Origin of the sequence: Janthinobacterium tructae, assembly GCF_006517255.1 — a bacterium.
GTDB lineage: Bacteria > Pseudomonadota > Gammaproteobacteria > Burkholderiales > Burkholderiaceae_D > Janthinobacterium > Janthinobacterium tructae.
The window spans coordinates 873923-889900 of the sequence record NZ_CP041185.1 but is presented as its reverse complement, the minus strand read 5'-3'; the positions used below and the strand labels follow the sequence as shown (position 1 = coordinate 889900).

Genomic DNA, 15978 nt, shown 5'->3' with positions numbered 1-15978 from the left:
TCTCACTGGGAAGCGGGATCAGCCGCCCGTCACGGGTGGGAAGAATGCCACCTCGTCGCCTTCCGCAATCGCGGTATCGGCATCGCACATCACCTGGTTATGCGCCATGCGCAGCGCGCGGCCCTGCGCCAGCGCGTATTCCCAGTTGCCGCCACGGGCGATCAGCAGGGTTCTTACCTCGCCCACCGTCAGCGGCGCGGCCACTTCCAGCACTTCCTGGCCCGTGCCCACCAGCTCGCGCACGCTGGCGAAAAAACGCAGATTGATCTTCATCGATACTTCCTTAGTACAGCAATTCGTTAAACGGGATAAAACGCAGCATGTCGCCGCGCGCGATCGACAGCCCCGGCGGGCAATCGATCAAGCCGTCGCCCCACACGGTGGAGGTCAGCACGCCCGAGCTTTGGTTGGCAAACAGTTCCAGCTCGCCGTCGTCATTGACCTTGGCGCGCAAGAACTCGTTGCGCTTGTCCGCCTTCAGGCGTTCGAACGCGGCCGGCAGCTGGTAGCTGCGCGGCGCCAGCTTGCCCGTCACGCCTTGCAGGCGCAAAATGAACGGACGCACGAACAGCAGGAAGGTGACAAAGCTGGACACGGGATTGCCGGGCAAGCCGATAAAGAAGGCCTCCTGCACTTCGCCAAACGCCAGCGGTTTGCCCGGCTTGACGGCGATCTGCCACATGTTCAAGCGCCCTTCCGCTTCCACGGCCGGCTTGATATGGTCTTCCTCGCCCACCGACACGCCGCCCGAGGTGATGATCAGATCATTGCCCTGGGCCGCCTGGCGCAGCACAGTTTTTGTCGCTTCCAGGCTGTCTGGCACGATGCCCAGGTCCGTGATCTCGCAACCGAGATTTTCCAGCAGTCCCCGCAGGGTAAACCGGTTCGAGTTGTAGACGGCGCCCGGCGCCAATGGCTGCCCCGGCATGGCCAGCTCGTCGCCCGTGAAGAAGACGGCGACCCGCAGCTTGCGCAGCACGGGGACTTGCGCCAGGCCCACGGAGGCAGCCAGGCCCATTTCCTGGCTGCGCAGGCGCCGGCCCGCACCGAGGATAACGCCGCCGGCGCGGATATCCTCGCCCTGGCGGCGCACCCATTCGCCCGCATGCGGCACGTGGTTCACCGTCACCACGCCGTCCAGCAAGGTGCACTGCTCCTGCATCACCACGCAATCGGCGCCGTCCGGCAGCAGCGCGCCGGTAAAGATGCGCGCCGCCGTCCCCGGCTGCAATGGCAGGCCCACGTGGCCGGCCGCGATGCGCTGCGACACGGGCAGGATGGCCGCGCCGCTGGCGCAGTCACTGGCGCGCACGGCATAGCCATCCATCTGCGTGTTGTCGCGCTCGGGCACGTTCAGGGTCGACGTCTGCGCCGTGGCCAGCACGCGGCCGTTGGCGCGCATGGTGTCGACCAGCTCGACTTCGGCCACCGGACGCGCCGCGCCCAGCATGAAGGCTTGCGCCTCGGCCACCGAAAGCATGCGTGGTGCAGTCGGATCGCTCATCACAAGCCCGTATTGGCGGCGATGTACGCCTTCATTTTCTCGACGTCGGCATCCATCACGACGAACTTTTGCGGCAAGTCTTCGATGTTCTCGAAGCCGGCCGGGCGCTCGGCGTCCACGCCCAGCGCTTCCAGGATGGTTTCGTTGAACTTGGCAGCCAGCGCCGTTTCCAGCACGATCATCGGCACATTCGGTTCCAGGTGCTCGCGCGCCACCTTGATGCCGTCGGCCGTATGCGTGTCGATGGTGATGCCGTAGTCATCGGCCACGTCGCGGATGGTGTCGAGGCGGTCCTGGTGCGTGGACTTGCCCGACTTGAAGCCGTATTTGGCCACCAGCTTGAATTCGTCGCCATCGCTGCCAGGCTTGCCGGACAGGTCGAAGCCGCCGTGCGTTTCCACTTTCGTGAACAGTGCGCGCACGCGCTCGCTGTCGCGGCCCACCAGGTCGTACACGAAGCGCTCGAAGTTCGACGCTTTCGAAATATCCATCGACGGGCTGCTCGTATGATAGGTCTCGGCGGACTTGCGCACGCGGTAGACGCCCGTGCGGAAGAATTCGTCGAGCACGTCATTTTCATTCGTGGCCGCCACCAGTTTCGAGATCGGCAAGCCCATCATGCGGGCGATATGGCCGGCGCAGATATTGCCAAAGTTGCCAGACGGCACCGTGAACGACACTTTTTGCTCATTGCTGGTGGTCGCCGCCAGGTAGCCGCGGAAGTAGTACACCACCTGCGCCACGACACGCGCCCAGTTGATGGAATTGACGGTGCCAATCTTCTGCTTCGCCTTGAACGGCAAGTCGTTCGACACGGCTTTCACCATATCCTGGCAGTCGTCGAACACGCCTTCGACGGCGATGTTAACAATGTTCGGGTCTTGCAGGCTGAACATCTGCGCCGTCTGGAAGGCGCTCATTTTCTTGTGCGGCGACAGCATGAAGACGCGGATGCCCTTCTTGCCGCGCATCGCGTATTCGGCCGCGCTGCCCGTGTCGCCCGAGGTGGCGCCGAAGATATTGAGTTCGGCGCCCGTCTTGGCCAGGGTGTATTCGAACAGGTTGCCCAGCAGCTGCATGGCCATGTCCTTGAAGGCCAGGGTCGGGCCGTTCGACAGCGCTTGCAGCATCAGGGTGGTCGATCCGCCCTTGACGAGGTTTTCTTCGAGCACGCGCAGCGGCGTGATGTCGGCCGCGTTTTCGCCGGCACGGGCGTTCTTGTAGACTGCCTTGGTATAGGTTTTCGCCGTCAGTGCCTTCAGGTCCGCGGCCGGGATATCGGTGGCGAACTTCTTCAGGATTTCGAATGCCAGGTCGGCATACGACAATGTGCGCCAGGCGTTGAGCTCGGCACCAGTGACTTGCGGGTAGTGTTCTGGAAGATACAGTCCGCCATCGGGGGCCAGGCCGCCCAGGAGGATGTCGGAGAATTGCTGCAAAGATGCTTGTTGCGATTGCGATGGCGCTTTATCAGCGCGGGTAGACACGTAATGCATAGATTTGAAGAGTCCAGTTGAGCTGAGTGCGGTTGATCATGAATGGCAGCGGATATTATAGTGCCAGCCGCGCCCCAAGGCGAATCCGTCGCGTTTGCCCGGGCAGCACCCGCCCGGCGCAGGGCGCGTCTGTTGTCAAACGACACACCTTGTCGCACGGCAACTGTATCATGGCCGCTTTACAGACTAGCCGGGCACGCCAGCCCGCCCACGACGACCATGCCACAGCTCATCGACCATATCGACGCCATCGCACGCAAGCGCCAGCGTGCCGTGCTGTACCTGGAGTTTCACCCGAAAAGCTACGAAGAGTCGCGCCTCTACCGCCATGACGACGATGCCGTGCGCACCAGCATGCTCGACTGGTTTGACGCGCAGGCGATCGCCTGGCAGCCTTGCGGTCCCTATGCCGAACTGTCGGGCTTTTCGTCGTGGCGCGGCCAGATCTGCTTCGAGCTGCCGTATGACGAAATGCTGCCCGCGTATTGCCAACTGCGGGACTACCTCGAGCATGCGGACGGCAGCATGCGCCATGCGGGCGTGCGCTTCTACCTGCTCACCCTCGATCTCGCCATGCAGAACGCGGCCCATGACGAACCCGGCTTCTGGGACCGCTGGGCGCAAGATCTGTAGGTCGGGCTCCGTTTTTACCCCACTTTAACAACACAGCAATGAACAGGAAGGCCACATGAAGCGTGACGATTTTCTCAAGCAGGACGATGTACGGGGCTTTATCGACTGGCTGGCGGCCGAACTGCCAGTCAAGCCCTTTCACCTGAAGATGGCGCGCAGCCGCTTCGTGCCGGGCGGCCTGGACGTGCAGACGACGGGGCTGGAAGCGGTGCTGGGCCACTATATGTGGAGCACGCGCTGGACCGATGCGCAAGGCAAGGCTGTCGTCTCGGGCAACTGGCACGAGACGCGCGCCTCGCTGGCCATGCTGCGCGGCTGGCTGAAAGACGCCATCGCGCGGCAGGATGAAGACCAGGCGCTGGCCGCCTGCCTGGCCATCCTCGAATGGGGCGGCGTGCGCGGCGCCATCGTCTTCCTCAAGCGCCTGCACGCACAAGGCCGCCTGGTCGCCTACTTCACGCGCCTGGCGCCATTGATGTCGCTCGACTCGGACGCTTCGCTCGATGCGCTCGATACCGACAGCGTGGAACGCTTCGACGCGGGCCTGACCAAGATCCACGCCCTGTTTGATGACAGCGGCTCGCCCATCTACGACAGCCGCGTGGGCGCCGCCATGGCCATGCTGTACGCGCAATACCGCAGCCAGACGGGCAAGAAGCTGGCAAAAAAACACTGGCTGGCCTTCCCTTCGGGCGCCGCGCGCGGCAAGCAAATCCGTAATCCCAAGGGGATCGACAGCGGCTTTGCCGGTGCACCGCAATTCTTCGGCAAGGCCGTGTCGTGCCAGGACTGGGCGCAATGGCAGGTCAGGCTGGGCTGGATCCTGCGCGCCGTGCTGGAACAATGCGACTGGTTCAAGGCGGACAGCGCCGACATGGCCGCCCGCTGCCATGCCTTCGAAGCGTGTTTGTTCATGCTGGGGTATGACTTGCGGTGTTTTGCTGCGACACGTGTCCCGGAAGCGGTGGCCGTCGCAGCGCCGGTCGAGGAAGACGAGGTGCCGCAATTTGGCTGGGTACCGACTGGCTGTTCTTTTGAAAAAGTCCTCCCTCTGTACGCACAGTTCCGCCGTGGCCAGGAAAAAGACGATCTTGCCACTTTTGCCAGGTGGTACACCAGGACTCAGGGTGCTGCGGTAAAAACCGCCAATGCCTACTGCTTTCCATACTCCGCGGGCGAATTTGATCTGTTTGGCAGCAGCGAAGAGCGTCTGAATGAAGTTTTGGCCGGTGGCAAGAGCGGACTGTATGCCGCGGTGGGCAGCGCGGAGCCTTATGTGGAGAGCGCCGAGCGGGAACGAATTTGTCTGGTCGACGCTTTGCTGGTTGGACGCACAGCGGATATGTCGGCTCCGGTGCGCACAGCCTGGCTACTGAAAAAAGGCTATGCGGGAACGAAAAGTGCTGCCGGCACCCTGATGACGGTCGGACGCCAGGTCGGCCGTCATTTCGGCCTGCTCGACAAGGATAACAGGCCTACCGCCTTTTACCACGAGTACTTCGGCGATTGCATGCGCGAGCTTTAAGTCAAAAAATCAGGCGCCCGTGCTGGCGCGTGCGCCTGATTTGCGCCACACTGGTGTTTGTCGGCCCGCTTCCGGGCCATTCATGGAACCGGCCATGTCGCTGAGTAAAAAACCGTATCTGCAAAGCGCCGCGCTGCGCCACGACGCCGTCGTCGACCTGGACCACTATCCGTTCACCATCCCCGCCATCCGCGACTTCGTGCACATGGACTTCCACCCCGATGTGACGTTTTTCGTGGGCGAGAACGGCAGCGGCAAGTCGACCATGCTCGAAGCGCTGGCCGTGGGGCTGGGCTTCGGCAAGGACGGCGGCACGCGCAATGTGCGCATCGCCCTGCCGTCGGATGAGGAATCGGGTTTGCATGCGCATCTGCGCCTGAGCAAAAGCTACAAGAAACCCGACGACAGCTATTTCCTGCGCGCCGAGAGCTTTTTCAATGTCGCCACCTACATGGACGACATGCCCGAGTACCTTCGCAGCTACGGCGGCAAGTCGCTGCACGCGCAATCGCACGGCGAAGCGTTCATGGCAACCCTGATCAACAAGCTGCGGGGCAAGGGACTGTATCTGCTGGACGAGCCCGAGGCAGCCCTCTCGCCCAGCCGCCAGATGGCGGCATTATCGGTGATCCACCAGCTGGTGCAGGACGACTCGCAGCTGATCATCGCCACGCATTCGCCTATTTTACTCGCCTATCCAAACGCAAAGATTTTGATGTTTACAGGCGGCGGCATCCACGAAGTGGCGTATGAAGATACGGAACACTATGCCGTGACGCGCGATTTCCTGAACAACTACCCGAGAAGGCTGGAGCAGCTGTTCGAGGAGGAGTGAGGTGGTGGCTTGCTTCCTTGGTGATGTTGGCTTGCTTCCTTGGTGATGTCGGCTTACGCCCTGCGGGCTAAGCCGACCTACGCCGACCCACGCCGATCTACGTTGCTTGCGTCATGGCGTAGGTCGGGAGCGCTGCGCGCGTAATCCGACGCCACCGCCAGCGCATCAGCAAGCGGCGTGGTTCACCGTAATCACGTGAACTGCCAGCCCGCCCAGCGAGGTTTCCTTGTACTTGTCCTGCATGTCCGCGCCCGTCTGGCGCATGGTTTCAATGACTTCGTCGAGGCTGACGAAGTGCGTGCCGTCGCCCTTCAGCGCCAGCGAGGCGGCCGTGATGGCTTTTACGGCGCCCATGCCATTGCGCTCGATGCAGGGAATCTGCACCAGGCCGCCAATGGGGTCGCAGGTCATGCCCAGGTGGTGCTCGATGCCGATTTCGGCCGCGTTTTCGATCTGTTCATTCGTGCCGCCCAGGGCCGCCACCAGGCCGGCCGCCGCCATGGCGCAGGCCACGCCCACTTCGCCCTGGCAGCCCACTTCGGCGCCCGAGATCGAGGCATTGCGTTTGCACAGCATGCCGATGGCCGCTGCCGTCAGCATGAAGCGGCGCACGCCGCCGACAGGATCGCTGGGGCGGCAATCCTGCGCATAGTAGCGCAGCACGGCCGGGATGATACCGGCGGCGCCGTTGGTTGGCGCCGTCACCACACGGCCGCCGGCCGCGTTTTCTTCGTTGACGGCCATCGCGTACAGGCTGACCAGATGCACCGCGTCGTGCGGCAAGTCGTTGGCGCGGTTGTCCGACGCCTTCGCCTCCTGCGCCAAGCGCCATAACTTGGCGGCGCGGCGCTTGACGTTCAAACCACCCGGCAGGTTGCCCGTCGTTTCCAGGCCGTGCGCGATGCAGTCGCGCATGACGTGCCAGATGCGGTCCAGGCCTTCATTGAGTTCCGTCTCGCTGCGCTTGACGCACTCGTTCGCGCGCAGCATTTCCGGGATCGACAGGCCGCTTTCCACGCCATGCGCCAGCAACTGCTGCATGGTGTCGAAGGGGAAGACGACACGCGCGCTGGCGGCCGATTCCACCGCCGCTTCGGCCTGCGCCTCGCCCGCCTCGCGGATAAAACCGCCGCCGATCGAGTAATACACCTTGTCCACCCGGCTGCCATCGGCCAGTTTCAGGGTAAAACGCATGCCGTTCGGATGCTCGGGCAAGGATTCGCTCTTGTGCCAGATCAGGCCCGTGGCGGCCGTAAACGGCACCACGTGCGTGCCCAGCAGCGCGATTTCGCCGGCCGCCTCGATGGCGGCCAGCTTGCTATCGACCGCATCGGGCGCCACGTCTTGCGGCGTTTCGCCCATCAAGCCCAGAATGACGGCCTTGTCCGTGGCATGGCCCACGCCCGTCAGCGCCAGCGAGCCATACAGGGCCGCCTCGACGCCCACTACCTGGTCCAGCGGACCGTATTCGACCAGAAAACGCCGCGCCGCCGCCATCGGCCCCACCGTGTGGGAACTCGATGGCCCGATGCCGATCTTGAACAGGTCAAATACGCTCATATCCATGTAGTGTCTCTTTAATTAGTATGTTTTTATGAATGCTTGTATGGGACTCAGGCTGCCTTGGCGGCATGGCCCACGTCGACATTGGCCAGCATGTCGGTGACCATCTGCTCGACGCCGATCTGCGCCTTCCAGCCCCAGTCCGCGCTGGCCTTGCTGTCGTCCAGGCTTTGCGGCCAGCTGTCGGCGATGGCCTGGCGGCTGTCCGGCTTGTAGCTGATCTTGAAGTCCGGCACCATGTGCACGATGGCTTTCGCCAGTTGCTCCGGGTTGAACGACACGCCGGCCACATTGTAGGACGAACGGATCTTGATCTGCGACACGGGAGCGTCCATCAGTTCGATGGTGGCGCGGATGGCATCGGGCATGTAAATCATCGGCAAGGTGGTCGTCGCATCGAGGAAGCAGTCATAGCGCTCGCCGCGCAAGGCCGCATGGAAGATGGCGATGGCGTAATCGGTGGTGCCGCCGCCCGGAGGCGACTTGTAGCTGATGATGCCCGGGTAGCGGATGCTGCGCACGTCCACGCCATACTTGTTGAAGTAATACTCGCACAGGCGCTCGCCGGCCAGCTTGCTGATGCCGTACATCGAAGTCGGGTCCATCACCGTCATTTGCGGCGTGTTCACTTGCGGCGTGTTCGGGCCGAAGGCGGCGATCGACGATGGCCAGAAGATGCGCAGCGGTTTGCCCGCTACACCCCGCTCGCGCGCCAGTTCCAGGATATTGAGCAAGCCATCCATGTTCAGGCTCCACGCCTTCAATGGCGCCGCTTCGCCCGTGGCCGACAGCATGGCCGCCAGCTGGTACACCTGGGTGATGTTTTCATCGGCGATGAGCTTCGCCAGGCCGTCCTTGTCCAGCACATTCAATTGCGCGTAGCGTTTGGCCTGGTACAGGTTATTCGTGCCGATGTCGCTGGCGATGACGTTGTCCGCGCCGTGCTGCTGCGCCAGTGCGCCCACCAACTCACTACCGATTTGGCCGTTTGCGCCAATGACTAAGATGCGTTCCATGCTTTTTTCCTGAATTCTTGTTAGTTGGTAGTGGTAGTGGTCAGCAGACCGAGTTCCTTGCCTGCCTGCTCGAAGGCGGCCAGCACTTGCACCAGCTGTTCGCGCGTATGCGCGGCGGACAGCTGCACGCGGACCCTGGCCTGGCCCATCGGCACGACCGGATAGAAGAAGCCCGTCACCAGCACGCCCAGTTCATACAGGCGGGCGGCAAACTTCTGCGCCACGGGGGCGTCGAACAGCATCACGGGAACCACCGGATGCGTGCCCGGCTTGATGGTAAAGCCGATGCGCTCGATTTCGCTGCGGAAGAAAGCCGTGTTTTCATGCAGGCGGTCGCGCAATTCCGTCGACTTGGCCAGGCGCTCGAGCACCGACAGCGAAGCGCCGGCGATCGATGGCGCCAGGGTGTTCGAGAACAGATAAGGGCGCGATTTCTGGCGCAGCGTGTCGATGACTTCCTTGCGCGCCGAGGTGAAGCCGCCCATGGCGCCGCCCAGGGCCTTGCCCAGGGTGCCCGTGATGATGTCGATGCGGCCCATCACATTATGGTGTTCGTGCGTGCCGCGGCCCGTCGCGCCCATGAAGCCGGAAGCGTGACATTCGTCGATCATCACCAGCGCGCCGTACTTGTCGGCCAGGTCGCAGATCTTGTCGAGTTGCGCAATCGTGCCATCCATCGAGAACACGCCGTCCGTGACGATGACTTTATGGCGCTTGCCGGCGGCAATCGCCGCTTGCAGCTGCACTTCCAGGTCGGCCATGTCGTTGTGCGCATAGCGGTAGCGGCCAGCCTTGCACAGGCGGATGCCGTCGATGATGGACGCGTGGTTCAGCGCGTCCGAGATGATGGCGTCGTTTTCATCGAACAGGGGCTCGAACACGCCGCCGTTGGCGTCGAAGGCCGCCGCGTACAGAATCGTGTCTTCGGTACCGAGGAAGGCGGAAATCGCCTGTTCCAGCTCTTTATGCACGGTTTGCGTGCCGCAGATGAAGCGCACGGACGACAGGCCGTAGCCGTACTTTTGCGTGGCGGCAATCGATGCTTCCTGCGTCTGCAGGTCGCCGGACAGGCCCAGGTAGTTATTCGCACACATATTGATCAGGGTACGGCCATCGTCGCACACCACTTCAGCGCCCTGGCGCGAGGCGATCACGCGCTCGGGCTTGTACAAGCCCTGCTGGCGCAGTTGATCGAGATTCTGTTGCAGACCGCTGAAAAAGGTGTTCTTCGCTTGCTCGCTCATGATGATCCTTGTGTGTCCCTGTTGTATACGTGTTGTATTGGCCGCCATAGGGGAAAAGCCGTCGCTTGACCGGTGCGCGCACAATGCTGTACCGTGAAGCGCTGTTTGAAGTCTACACGTTTCCGTGTTTCTCCTCAAAATCCACTATGTCGAACTGAAATTCAATATAGTGGATATTACCCAAGCCTATTGAACTTTGCAAGCCACCTGCCGATGAAAACCAGCGTTTCGACCAATTCTCCCCCTGAAGTGGGTGCCACCCTGCAACGGCTGCGCCTGGCGCGCGGCCTGACACTCGAGGATTTGTCGCGCATCGCGGGCGTGTCGAAGTCCATGCTGTCGCAAATCGAGCGCGAAAAAGCCAATCCCACCATCGCTATCACCTGGCGCCTGGCCAACGCCCTGGGCGTGCAGATCGGCGAATTGCTCTCCAGCGCGGAGAAAGCCGTGGAAACCATCCGCATCACGGACGCCCACGAAACCCCCACCTTGCCCGGCGACCACGCGGGCTACGTGCTGCGCATCCTGGGGCCGATGGAACTGGCCGGCAAATATGAATGGTATGAAGTGACCCTGGCGCCGGGCGGCGAACTGGCGTCGCAGCCGCACGACCCGGGCACCACCGAGCATTTGACCGTGATCCACGGCAACCTGGAGCTGGAAGTGGGCACGGCAAAGAAAAAGGTCAAGAATGGCGGCACGGCCCGCTATCCGGCCGACCAGCCGCATACGATACGCAATCTGGGCAAGACCGAGGGCAAGGCCCTGCTGGTGGTGATCCATCGATAAGGCACGCCTGCAGTGCGCAATATGTCCATATGGCTATGCTAAGATTTTAGTATAGACAAGATTTCCAGGCCTGGATGTCTTCGCAGAGCGTCGCGGCACATCCCGGCTCGTCCCTCCGCCGCACCGCGCGCGGCATCCAGGCCTCCACCGCCTACACGGAGCCACAGCGATGACCATTTCCGACAGCACCACCACCTTCCACGACAAGAAAGTCGTCCAGTACGACCCGGACCTGCCGTTTGACGCCTCACCCGGCATCGTCTACCGTTTGTCGCTCGAGTATGACGATGAACGCAAGATGGACGAGCTGATTGGCGGCTTCCTCGCCAAGGCCGACAAGAACGCGCTCGAGGCGCTGATCATCGGCATGTGGGGCGACCCCTACGAATCGGGCGCCGACGAAGTGATGGCCGCGCTGATCGCCCACGCGCCACAGCTGCCCAACTTGCGCGCCCTGTTCATCGGCGACATGACGTACGAGGAATGCGAAATCTCGTGGATCGTGCAAGGCAGCTACAATCCCCTGCTGGACGCCTTCCCGCTGCTGCAGGAATTGCGCATCCGCGGCGGCAATGAGCTGGTCATCGAACCGTTCGCCCACCAGCACCTGCGCCGCTTCACCATCGAGGCGGGCGGCCTCGATCAAAAGATCGCCGAGGCGCTGGCGCAATCGAGCATGCCGCAGCTGGAACACCTGGAACTGTGGCTGGGCACGGACGACTATGGCTTCTCGGGCGACGTGGACCTGTACCGCAAGGTGCTGGCGCAGCTGACCGTGCCGACCCTGCGCTACCTGGGCTTGCGCGACGCGGAAATCGCCGACGACCTGGCCGTCTGGCTGGCGGAAGAACCGCTGGTGGCGCAGCTCGATATTCTCGACCTGTCGCTGGGCACCATCGGCGACCTGGGCGCCGTGGCCGTGCTCCATCACACGCAGCTGGGCGGCTTGAAGCGCCTGGACCTGTCGCACCACTACATCTCGGAAGAAAACCAGGCCAAGCTGAAGGCGCTGCCCTTCGAGGTGGTGCTGGACGACCCGCAGGAAGCGGACGAGGACGACGGCGAAAGCTACCGCTACGTGGCGGTCGGCGAATAAGCGGATTTCCCCTTTGCTGATGCCTCTCACCCTGCTGGCGACACAGGGCAGCAAGCGCGTGCGCCTGATGCAGGCGGCGCGCGCGCAGCTGCGCCTGCCGCCCGCGCAAGTGCTGGAATGGCGCGACTGGCTGGCGCAGCCGGCGCTGCCGGAAGCCGCCCTGCGCCAGCCCGGCTGGCTGAAAATCGAACCGCCCGGCGACGATCCCGCCGCCCACCTGCTGTTGCTGCAGGCGGGCTGCCGGCTGCTGGAGCGTCCGCCCGTCGCTGCGCCCGCGCATGGCGAGCTGCTGGCCATGGATGCCTGGTTTGCGGGCTTTTCCAACGCGATGCAGGGCCTGGCGAGGCAACTGGCGGCCTTGCCAGCAATACGCGTCTTCAATGCGCCGGCCGAGATTCTCCGCATGACGGACAAACTGGACTGCCAGCGCCACCTGGCCACGCACGGCGTGCCCATACCTGCCTTGCTCGGCCCCGTGCTCGGCTACGAGCATCTGCAGTCGCTGCTGCACCAGCATGACCTCGACCGCGTGTATCTGAAACCGCGCTACGGATCATCCGCGTCCGGCGTCGTCGCCTACCGCAGGAACAAGACTGGCCGCCAGCAAGCCACCACCTCTGCCACCTTGGCCACCTTGCCGCGCGCGGATGGCAAGACCCGCTTGCTCAACGTCAAGCGCATGGCGCGCTACGAATCCGAACACGACATCGCCGCCCTGGTCGACGCGCTGGCCGCGCAAGAGCTGTATGCGGAAGCGTGGCTGAACAAGCCGCGCTGCGGCGACAGCCACTACGACCTGCGCGTCGTGACCCTGGCCGGCCAGCCCGCGCACCGGGTGGCGCGCATCGGCAAGCAGATGATGACGAATCTGCACCTCGACAACCGGCGCGGCGATGCGGCCGGCCTTTTGAACGCAGCCGACCTGGCGGCGCTGGAAGCGGCCAGCGCCCAGGCCGCGCGTGCCTTCCCCCACAGCCACGTCACGGGCTACGACCTGGTGGTGCGCCAGGGCCAGGCCCATGTGCTGGAAGCGAATGCCTTCGGCGACCTGCTGCCCCGCCTTCTCTGGCAAGGCATCGATACCTACACGGCGCAACTGGCCCATGCTTAAAGAAACACCGCCCATCCCCGACATGCATGCCATCGTCGGCAGCCACGACATCGTCTTCATCACGCTCGATACCCTGCGCTACGACGTGGCGCAAGCGCTGTACGAGGCGGGCGAACTGCCCGTGCTGGGACGTTTTTTACCACCGGGCGGCTGGGAACGGCGCCACTCGCCCGCCACGTTCACCTACGCGGCGCACCAGGCCTTCTTCGCGGGATTTTTGCCCACGCCGGCCGCGCCGGGCCGCCACCCGCGCCTGTTCGCCAGCGCTTTTGCGGGCAGCGAAACCACCTCGCCGCACACCTGCACTTTCGAGGAAGCGGATCTGCCCGCCGCACTGGCCGCGCGCGGCTACCGCACACTCTGCATCGGCGGCGTGGGCTTTTTCAACAAGCAAACCGCCTTGGGCACCGTGCTGCCGTCGCTATTCCAGGAGAGCCACTGGAGCGCCGGCATGGGCGTGGCCAGCCGCCATTCGACGCAAAAACAGGTAGCGCTGGCCATAGCCCGCCTGGCAGACGGCGACCAGCGCACCTTTTTGTTCATCAACGTCGCCGCCCTGCACACGCCGAACCGCGCCTACCTGCCTGGCTGCCGTGCCGATAACCTGGACAGCCATGCGGCGGCCCTGCGCTATGTGGACAGCGCGCTGGCGCCCCTGTTTGCCGCCTGCGCCGCGCGCGCACCGACGTTTGCCATCGTCTGCTCGGATCACGGCAGCGCGTATGGCGAAGACGGCTACCGGGGCCATAGAGTGGCCCATGACAGCGTGTGGAACGTGCCGTATGCGCACTTTTTCATCACCCCCGATACCGATACACCTCCCAAGGAATCCCCACCGTGAACCCTTCCGAACAGCCTGGCACCCTGGCGCAGCGCATGCGCCACACGCCCTACCAGGCGTATTCCTATTCGTATCCGCACAAGGCGGCCTACCGCGCCTTGCCGCAGGCGGCGCCGCTGGCGCCCCTGTGGGCGCAGCAAGACCGCTCCGCCCTGTTCGCGTATATCCATATTCCGTTTTGCGAGATGCGCTGCGGCTTTTGCAACCTGTTCGCCATGGCGCGCCCCAGCGCCGACATGGTCGAGCGCTACGTGCAGCAAGTGCTGCTGCAGATGCGCGCACTCAACGGCGCGCTGGGCGAACGGCGCTTCGCCCGCTTCGCACTGGGCGGCGGCACGCCCACCTATTTGTCACAGGCGCAGCTGGACACCCTGCTGTGCGGCGCGCGCGACATCCTCGGCATCGACTTGCAAACCACGCCGGCCGGCATCGAGGCGTCGCCGGAAACCATCACGGCAGAACGCCTTGCCGTCTGCCGCGCGCACGGCATCGACCGGGTCAGCCTGGGCATCCAGAGCTTTGCCGCCGGCGAAATGCGCGCGCTGGCGCGTCCCCAGCAAAACGCCACCGTGCATCACGCCATCGGCCTGATACGCGCAGCCGGCTTTCCCACCCTGAACCTGGACCTGATCTATGGCATCGCGGGGCAAACCGTCGCCAGCCTGCTCGCCTCCATCGACAGCGCGCTGACGTTTGCGCCCGAGGAGATCTATCTGTATCCACTGTACGTACGAGAGCAAACAGGCCTGGGCAAGGTGGCGCGCCGCCAGGGCGCGCAATCGCTCAACCCCATCATGCTGGCGCAGGACGGCGACAGCCGTCTGGCGCTGTACGCGGCAGCGCGCGACCATTTGCGCGCGCAAGGCTATGAGCAGGTCTCGATGCGGATGTTCCGCGCCCCGCATGCACCGGAACAGAACGGTCCCTCGTACTGCTGCCAGAATGACGGCATGGTGGGCCTGGGTGCGGGCGCCCGCTCCTACACTTCGCGCCTGCACTACTCGAGCCAGTACGCCGTGGCGCGGCTTGATACCATCAACATCATCGACAACTACCTGGCACTCGATGAGGCGCGCTTTGCGCAGGCCGAACACGGCTATGTACTCGATGATGCGGAACAGCGCCGGCGCTACGTGATCCAGTCGCTGCTGACCGAACCGGGCCTGGACCGCGACGCCTATGCGGCGCGCTTCGGCAGCCGCTGCGAGCTTGATCTGCCACAGCTGGCCGAGCTGCACGCGTTGGAATTGGCGGAAGAAAATGGCCCCTTGCTGCGTTTGAACGAGCGGGGCTACAGCTACGCCGACACCATCGGCCCCTGGCTGGCCTCCGATACGGTGCGCGCGCTGATGGCCGAAGGCGGCCAGGCGTGCTGACCGCGCAGCCAGGCGTGCTGTCACTGCTGTACCGCGGCACGCTGGCCAGTTGCAACTACGCCTGCGGCTACTGCCCGTTCGCCAAGAAGCGCGACAACCGCGCCACACTGGCCCGCGACGCGCGCGAAGTGGCGCGTTTTACGGATTGGGTGGCGGCGCAAGACCGGAACATCAGTGTGCTGTTCACGCCCTGGGGCGAAGCGCTGGTGCGGCGCCACTACCGCGCGGCCATGCAAACCCTGGCAGCCTTGCCGTACGTGCGCCAGGTGGCGCTGCAGACGAACCTGTCCGGCCCCTTGGGCTGGCTGGAGAACATGGACGGGCTGGACAAGATCGGCCTGTGGTGCACCTACCACCCTGACCAGACGACCCTGGCCCGTTTTCTCGCACGCTGCGCACGCCTGGACGCCATCGGCGTGCGCTATTCCGTCGGCGTCGTGGCGATGAACGAACATCTGGAGGCCATCGGCGCCCTGCGCGCGGCGCTGCCGGAGCACGTGTACCTGTGGCTGAACGCGTACGACCGGCGCGGCCCCGGCTACTACAGCGAACAAGACCTGGCCTGGCTCGACGCCGTCGACCCGTGGTTCGCGCAAAACCGCCGTCCGTCACCCTCGCGCAATAAACCGTGCCTGGCGGGCGAAGCGTCGCTGTCCGTCGATGGCGATGGCGAACTGGCGCGCTGCCACTTCGTGCCCGAGCGGCTGGGTAATCTGTACGTGGATGAACTGGCGGACATGTTGCAGGAACGCACCTGCCCGCGCTTCAAGTGCGACTGCTATATCGGCTATGCGCAGCGCAAGGATTTGCCGTTTCAGGCGGTGTTTGGGGAGGGGGTGCTGGCGAGGATTACGGAGGCAGGCCGGCGTAGGTCGGATTAGCGGCGGCACGCCGCGTAATCCGACACATTGTTGGCGCTGGCGGTGTCGGATTACGCACGGCGATGCCG

15 protein-coding genes are annotated in these 15978 nt (G+C 63.9%); 9 read left to right on the top strand and 6 right to left on the bottom strand.

Features of this window, described 5'->3' with window-relative positions; all coding sequences use genetic code 11:
- Positions 1–18 precede the first annotated feature (18 nt).
- Genes moaD through thrC form a run of 3 tightly spaced genes read right to left on the bottom strand, consistent with a single transcriptional unit; the run spans position 19 to position 3000 of the window.
- Complete coding sequence (gene moaD / locus FJQ89_RS03880) at positions 19–273, bottom strand: molybdopterin converting factor subunit 1 (protein WP_141169124.1); 255 nt, start codon at positions 271–273, stop codon at positions 19–21.
- A 10-nt stretch (positions 274–283) separates the two neighbouring features.
- Positions 284–1504, bottom strand: coding sequence for a molybdopterin molybdotransferase MoeA (locus FJQ89_RS03875; protein WP_141169123.1), 1221 nt, complete (start codon positions 1502–1504; stop codon positions 284–286).
- Positions 1504–3000 (bottom strand): threonine synthase, encoded by a 1497-nt coding sequence (gene thrC, locus FJQ89_RS03870; protein WP_141169122.1) that lies wholly within the window; start codon positions 2998–3000, stop codon positions 1504–1506. Before thrC ends, FJQ89_RS03875 begins: the two co-directional genes overlap by 1 nt.
- 219 nt (positions 3001–3219) lie before the next feature.
- Here thrC and FJQ89_RS03865 point away from each other — a divergent pair, with 219 nt between their 5' ends.
- The 3 genes from FJQ89_RS03865 to FJQ89_RS03855 all read left to right on the top strand — a co-directional run bounded on the left by FJQ89_RS03865 (position 3220) and on the right by FJQ89_RS03855 (position 5993).
- Positions 3220–3633, top strand: a complete 414-nt coding sequence (locus FJQ89_RS03865; protein ID WP_141169121.1) for a hypothetical protein — start codon at positions 3220–3222, stop codon at positions 3631–3633.
- Between the two features lie 55 nt (positions 3634–3688).
- Positions 3689–5158 carry a hypothetical protein gene (locus tag FJQ89_RS03860; RefSeq protein ID WP_141169120.1) on the top strand — a complete coding sequence of 490 codons (1470 nt, stop codon included), beginning with the start codon at positions 3689–3691 and terminating at the stop codon, positions 5156–5158.
- A 94-nt stretch (positions 5159–5252) separates the two neighbouring features.
- Entirely contained in the window at positions 5253–5993 is a 741-nt protein-coding gene (locus FJQ89_RS03855; RefSeq protein WP_168208355.1) for an AAA family ATPase, read from the top strand.
- Between the two features lie 165 nt (positions 5994–6158).
- On the opposite strand, the gene FJQ89_RS03850 is transcribed toward FJQ89_RS03855, so the two are convergent.
- The 3 genes from FJQ89_RS03850 to kbl are packed head-to-tail and all read right to left on the bottom strand — an operon-like array spanning position 6159 to position 9816.
- Positions 6159–7559 (bottom strand): L-serine ammonia-lyase, encoded by a 1401-nt coding sequence (locus tag FJQ89_RS03850; protein WP_141169118.1) that lies wholly within the window; start codon positions 7557–7559, stop codon positions 6159–6161.
- A 47-nt stretch (positions 7560–7606) separates the two neighbouring features.
- Entirely contained in the window at positions 7607–8572 is a 966-nt protein-coding gene (locus FJQ89_RS03845; protein ID WP_141169117.1) for an NAD-dependent epimerase/dehydratase family protein, read from the bottom strand.
- Positions 8573–8592: 20 nt separating this feature from the next.
- Positions 8593–9816 carry a glycine C-acetyltransferase gene (gene kbl / locus FJQ89_RS03840; RefSeq protein ID WP_101481154.1) on the bottom strand — a complete coding sequence of 408 codons (1224 nt, stop codon included), beginning with the start codon at positions 9814–9816 and terminating at the stop codon, positions 8593–8595.
- A 213-nt stretch (positions 9817–10029) separates the two neighbouring features.
- Between kbl and FJQ89_RS03835 the strand changes: the two genes are divergently transcribed.
- The 6 genes from FJQ89_RS03835 to FJQ89_RS03810 all read left to right on the top strand — a co-directional run bounded on the left by FJQ89_RS03835 (position 10030) and on the right by FJQ89_RS03810 (position 15910).
- A complete protein-coding gene (locus tag FJQ89_RS03835) occupies positions 10030–10605 on the top strand; it encodes a helix-turn-helix domain-containing protein (RefSeq protein ID WP_034751403.1) in 576 nt (191 codons plus the stop codon).
- Between the two features lie 169 nt (positions 10606–10774).
- On the top strand, positions 10775–11701 hold the full coding sequence (locus FJQ89_RS03830; RefSeq protein WP_141169116.1) for an STM4015 family protein: 927 nt from the start codon (positions 10775–10777) through the stop codon (positions 11699–11701).
- Between the two features lie 19 nt (positions 11702–11720).
- Positions 11721–12812, top strand: coding sequence for an STM4014 family protein (locus FJQ89_RS03825; RefSeq protein WP_243136555.1), 1092 nt, complete (start codon positions 11721–11723; stop codon positions 12810–12812).
- Positions 12805–13653, top strand: a complete 849-nt coding sequence (locus tag FJQ89_RS03820; protein ID WP_141169114.1) for an STM4013/SEN3800 family hydrolase — start codon at positions 12805–12807, stop codon at positions 13651–13653. Before FJQ89_RS03825 ends, FJQ89_RS03820 begins: the two co-directional genes overlap by 8 nt.
- A complete protein-coding gene (locus FJQ89_RS03815; protein WP_205704563.1) occupies positions 13650–15029 on the top strand; it encodes an STM4012 family radical SAM protein in 1380 nt (459 codons plus the stop codon). Before FJQ89_RS03820 ends, FJQ89_RS03815 begins: the two co-directional genes overlap by 4 nt.
- Entirely contained in the window at positions 15023–15910 is an 888-nt protein-coding gene (locus tag FJQ89_RS03810) for an STM4011 family radical SAM protein (RefSeq protein WP_141169113.1), read from the top strand. The genes FJQ89_RS03815 and FJQ89_RS03810 overlap by 7 nt, the downstream gene beginning before the upstream one ends.
- Positions 15911–15978: the final 68 nt, after the last annotated feature.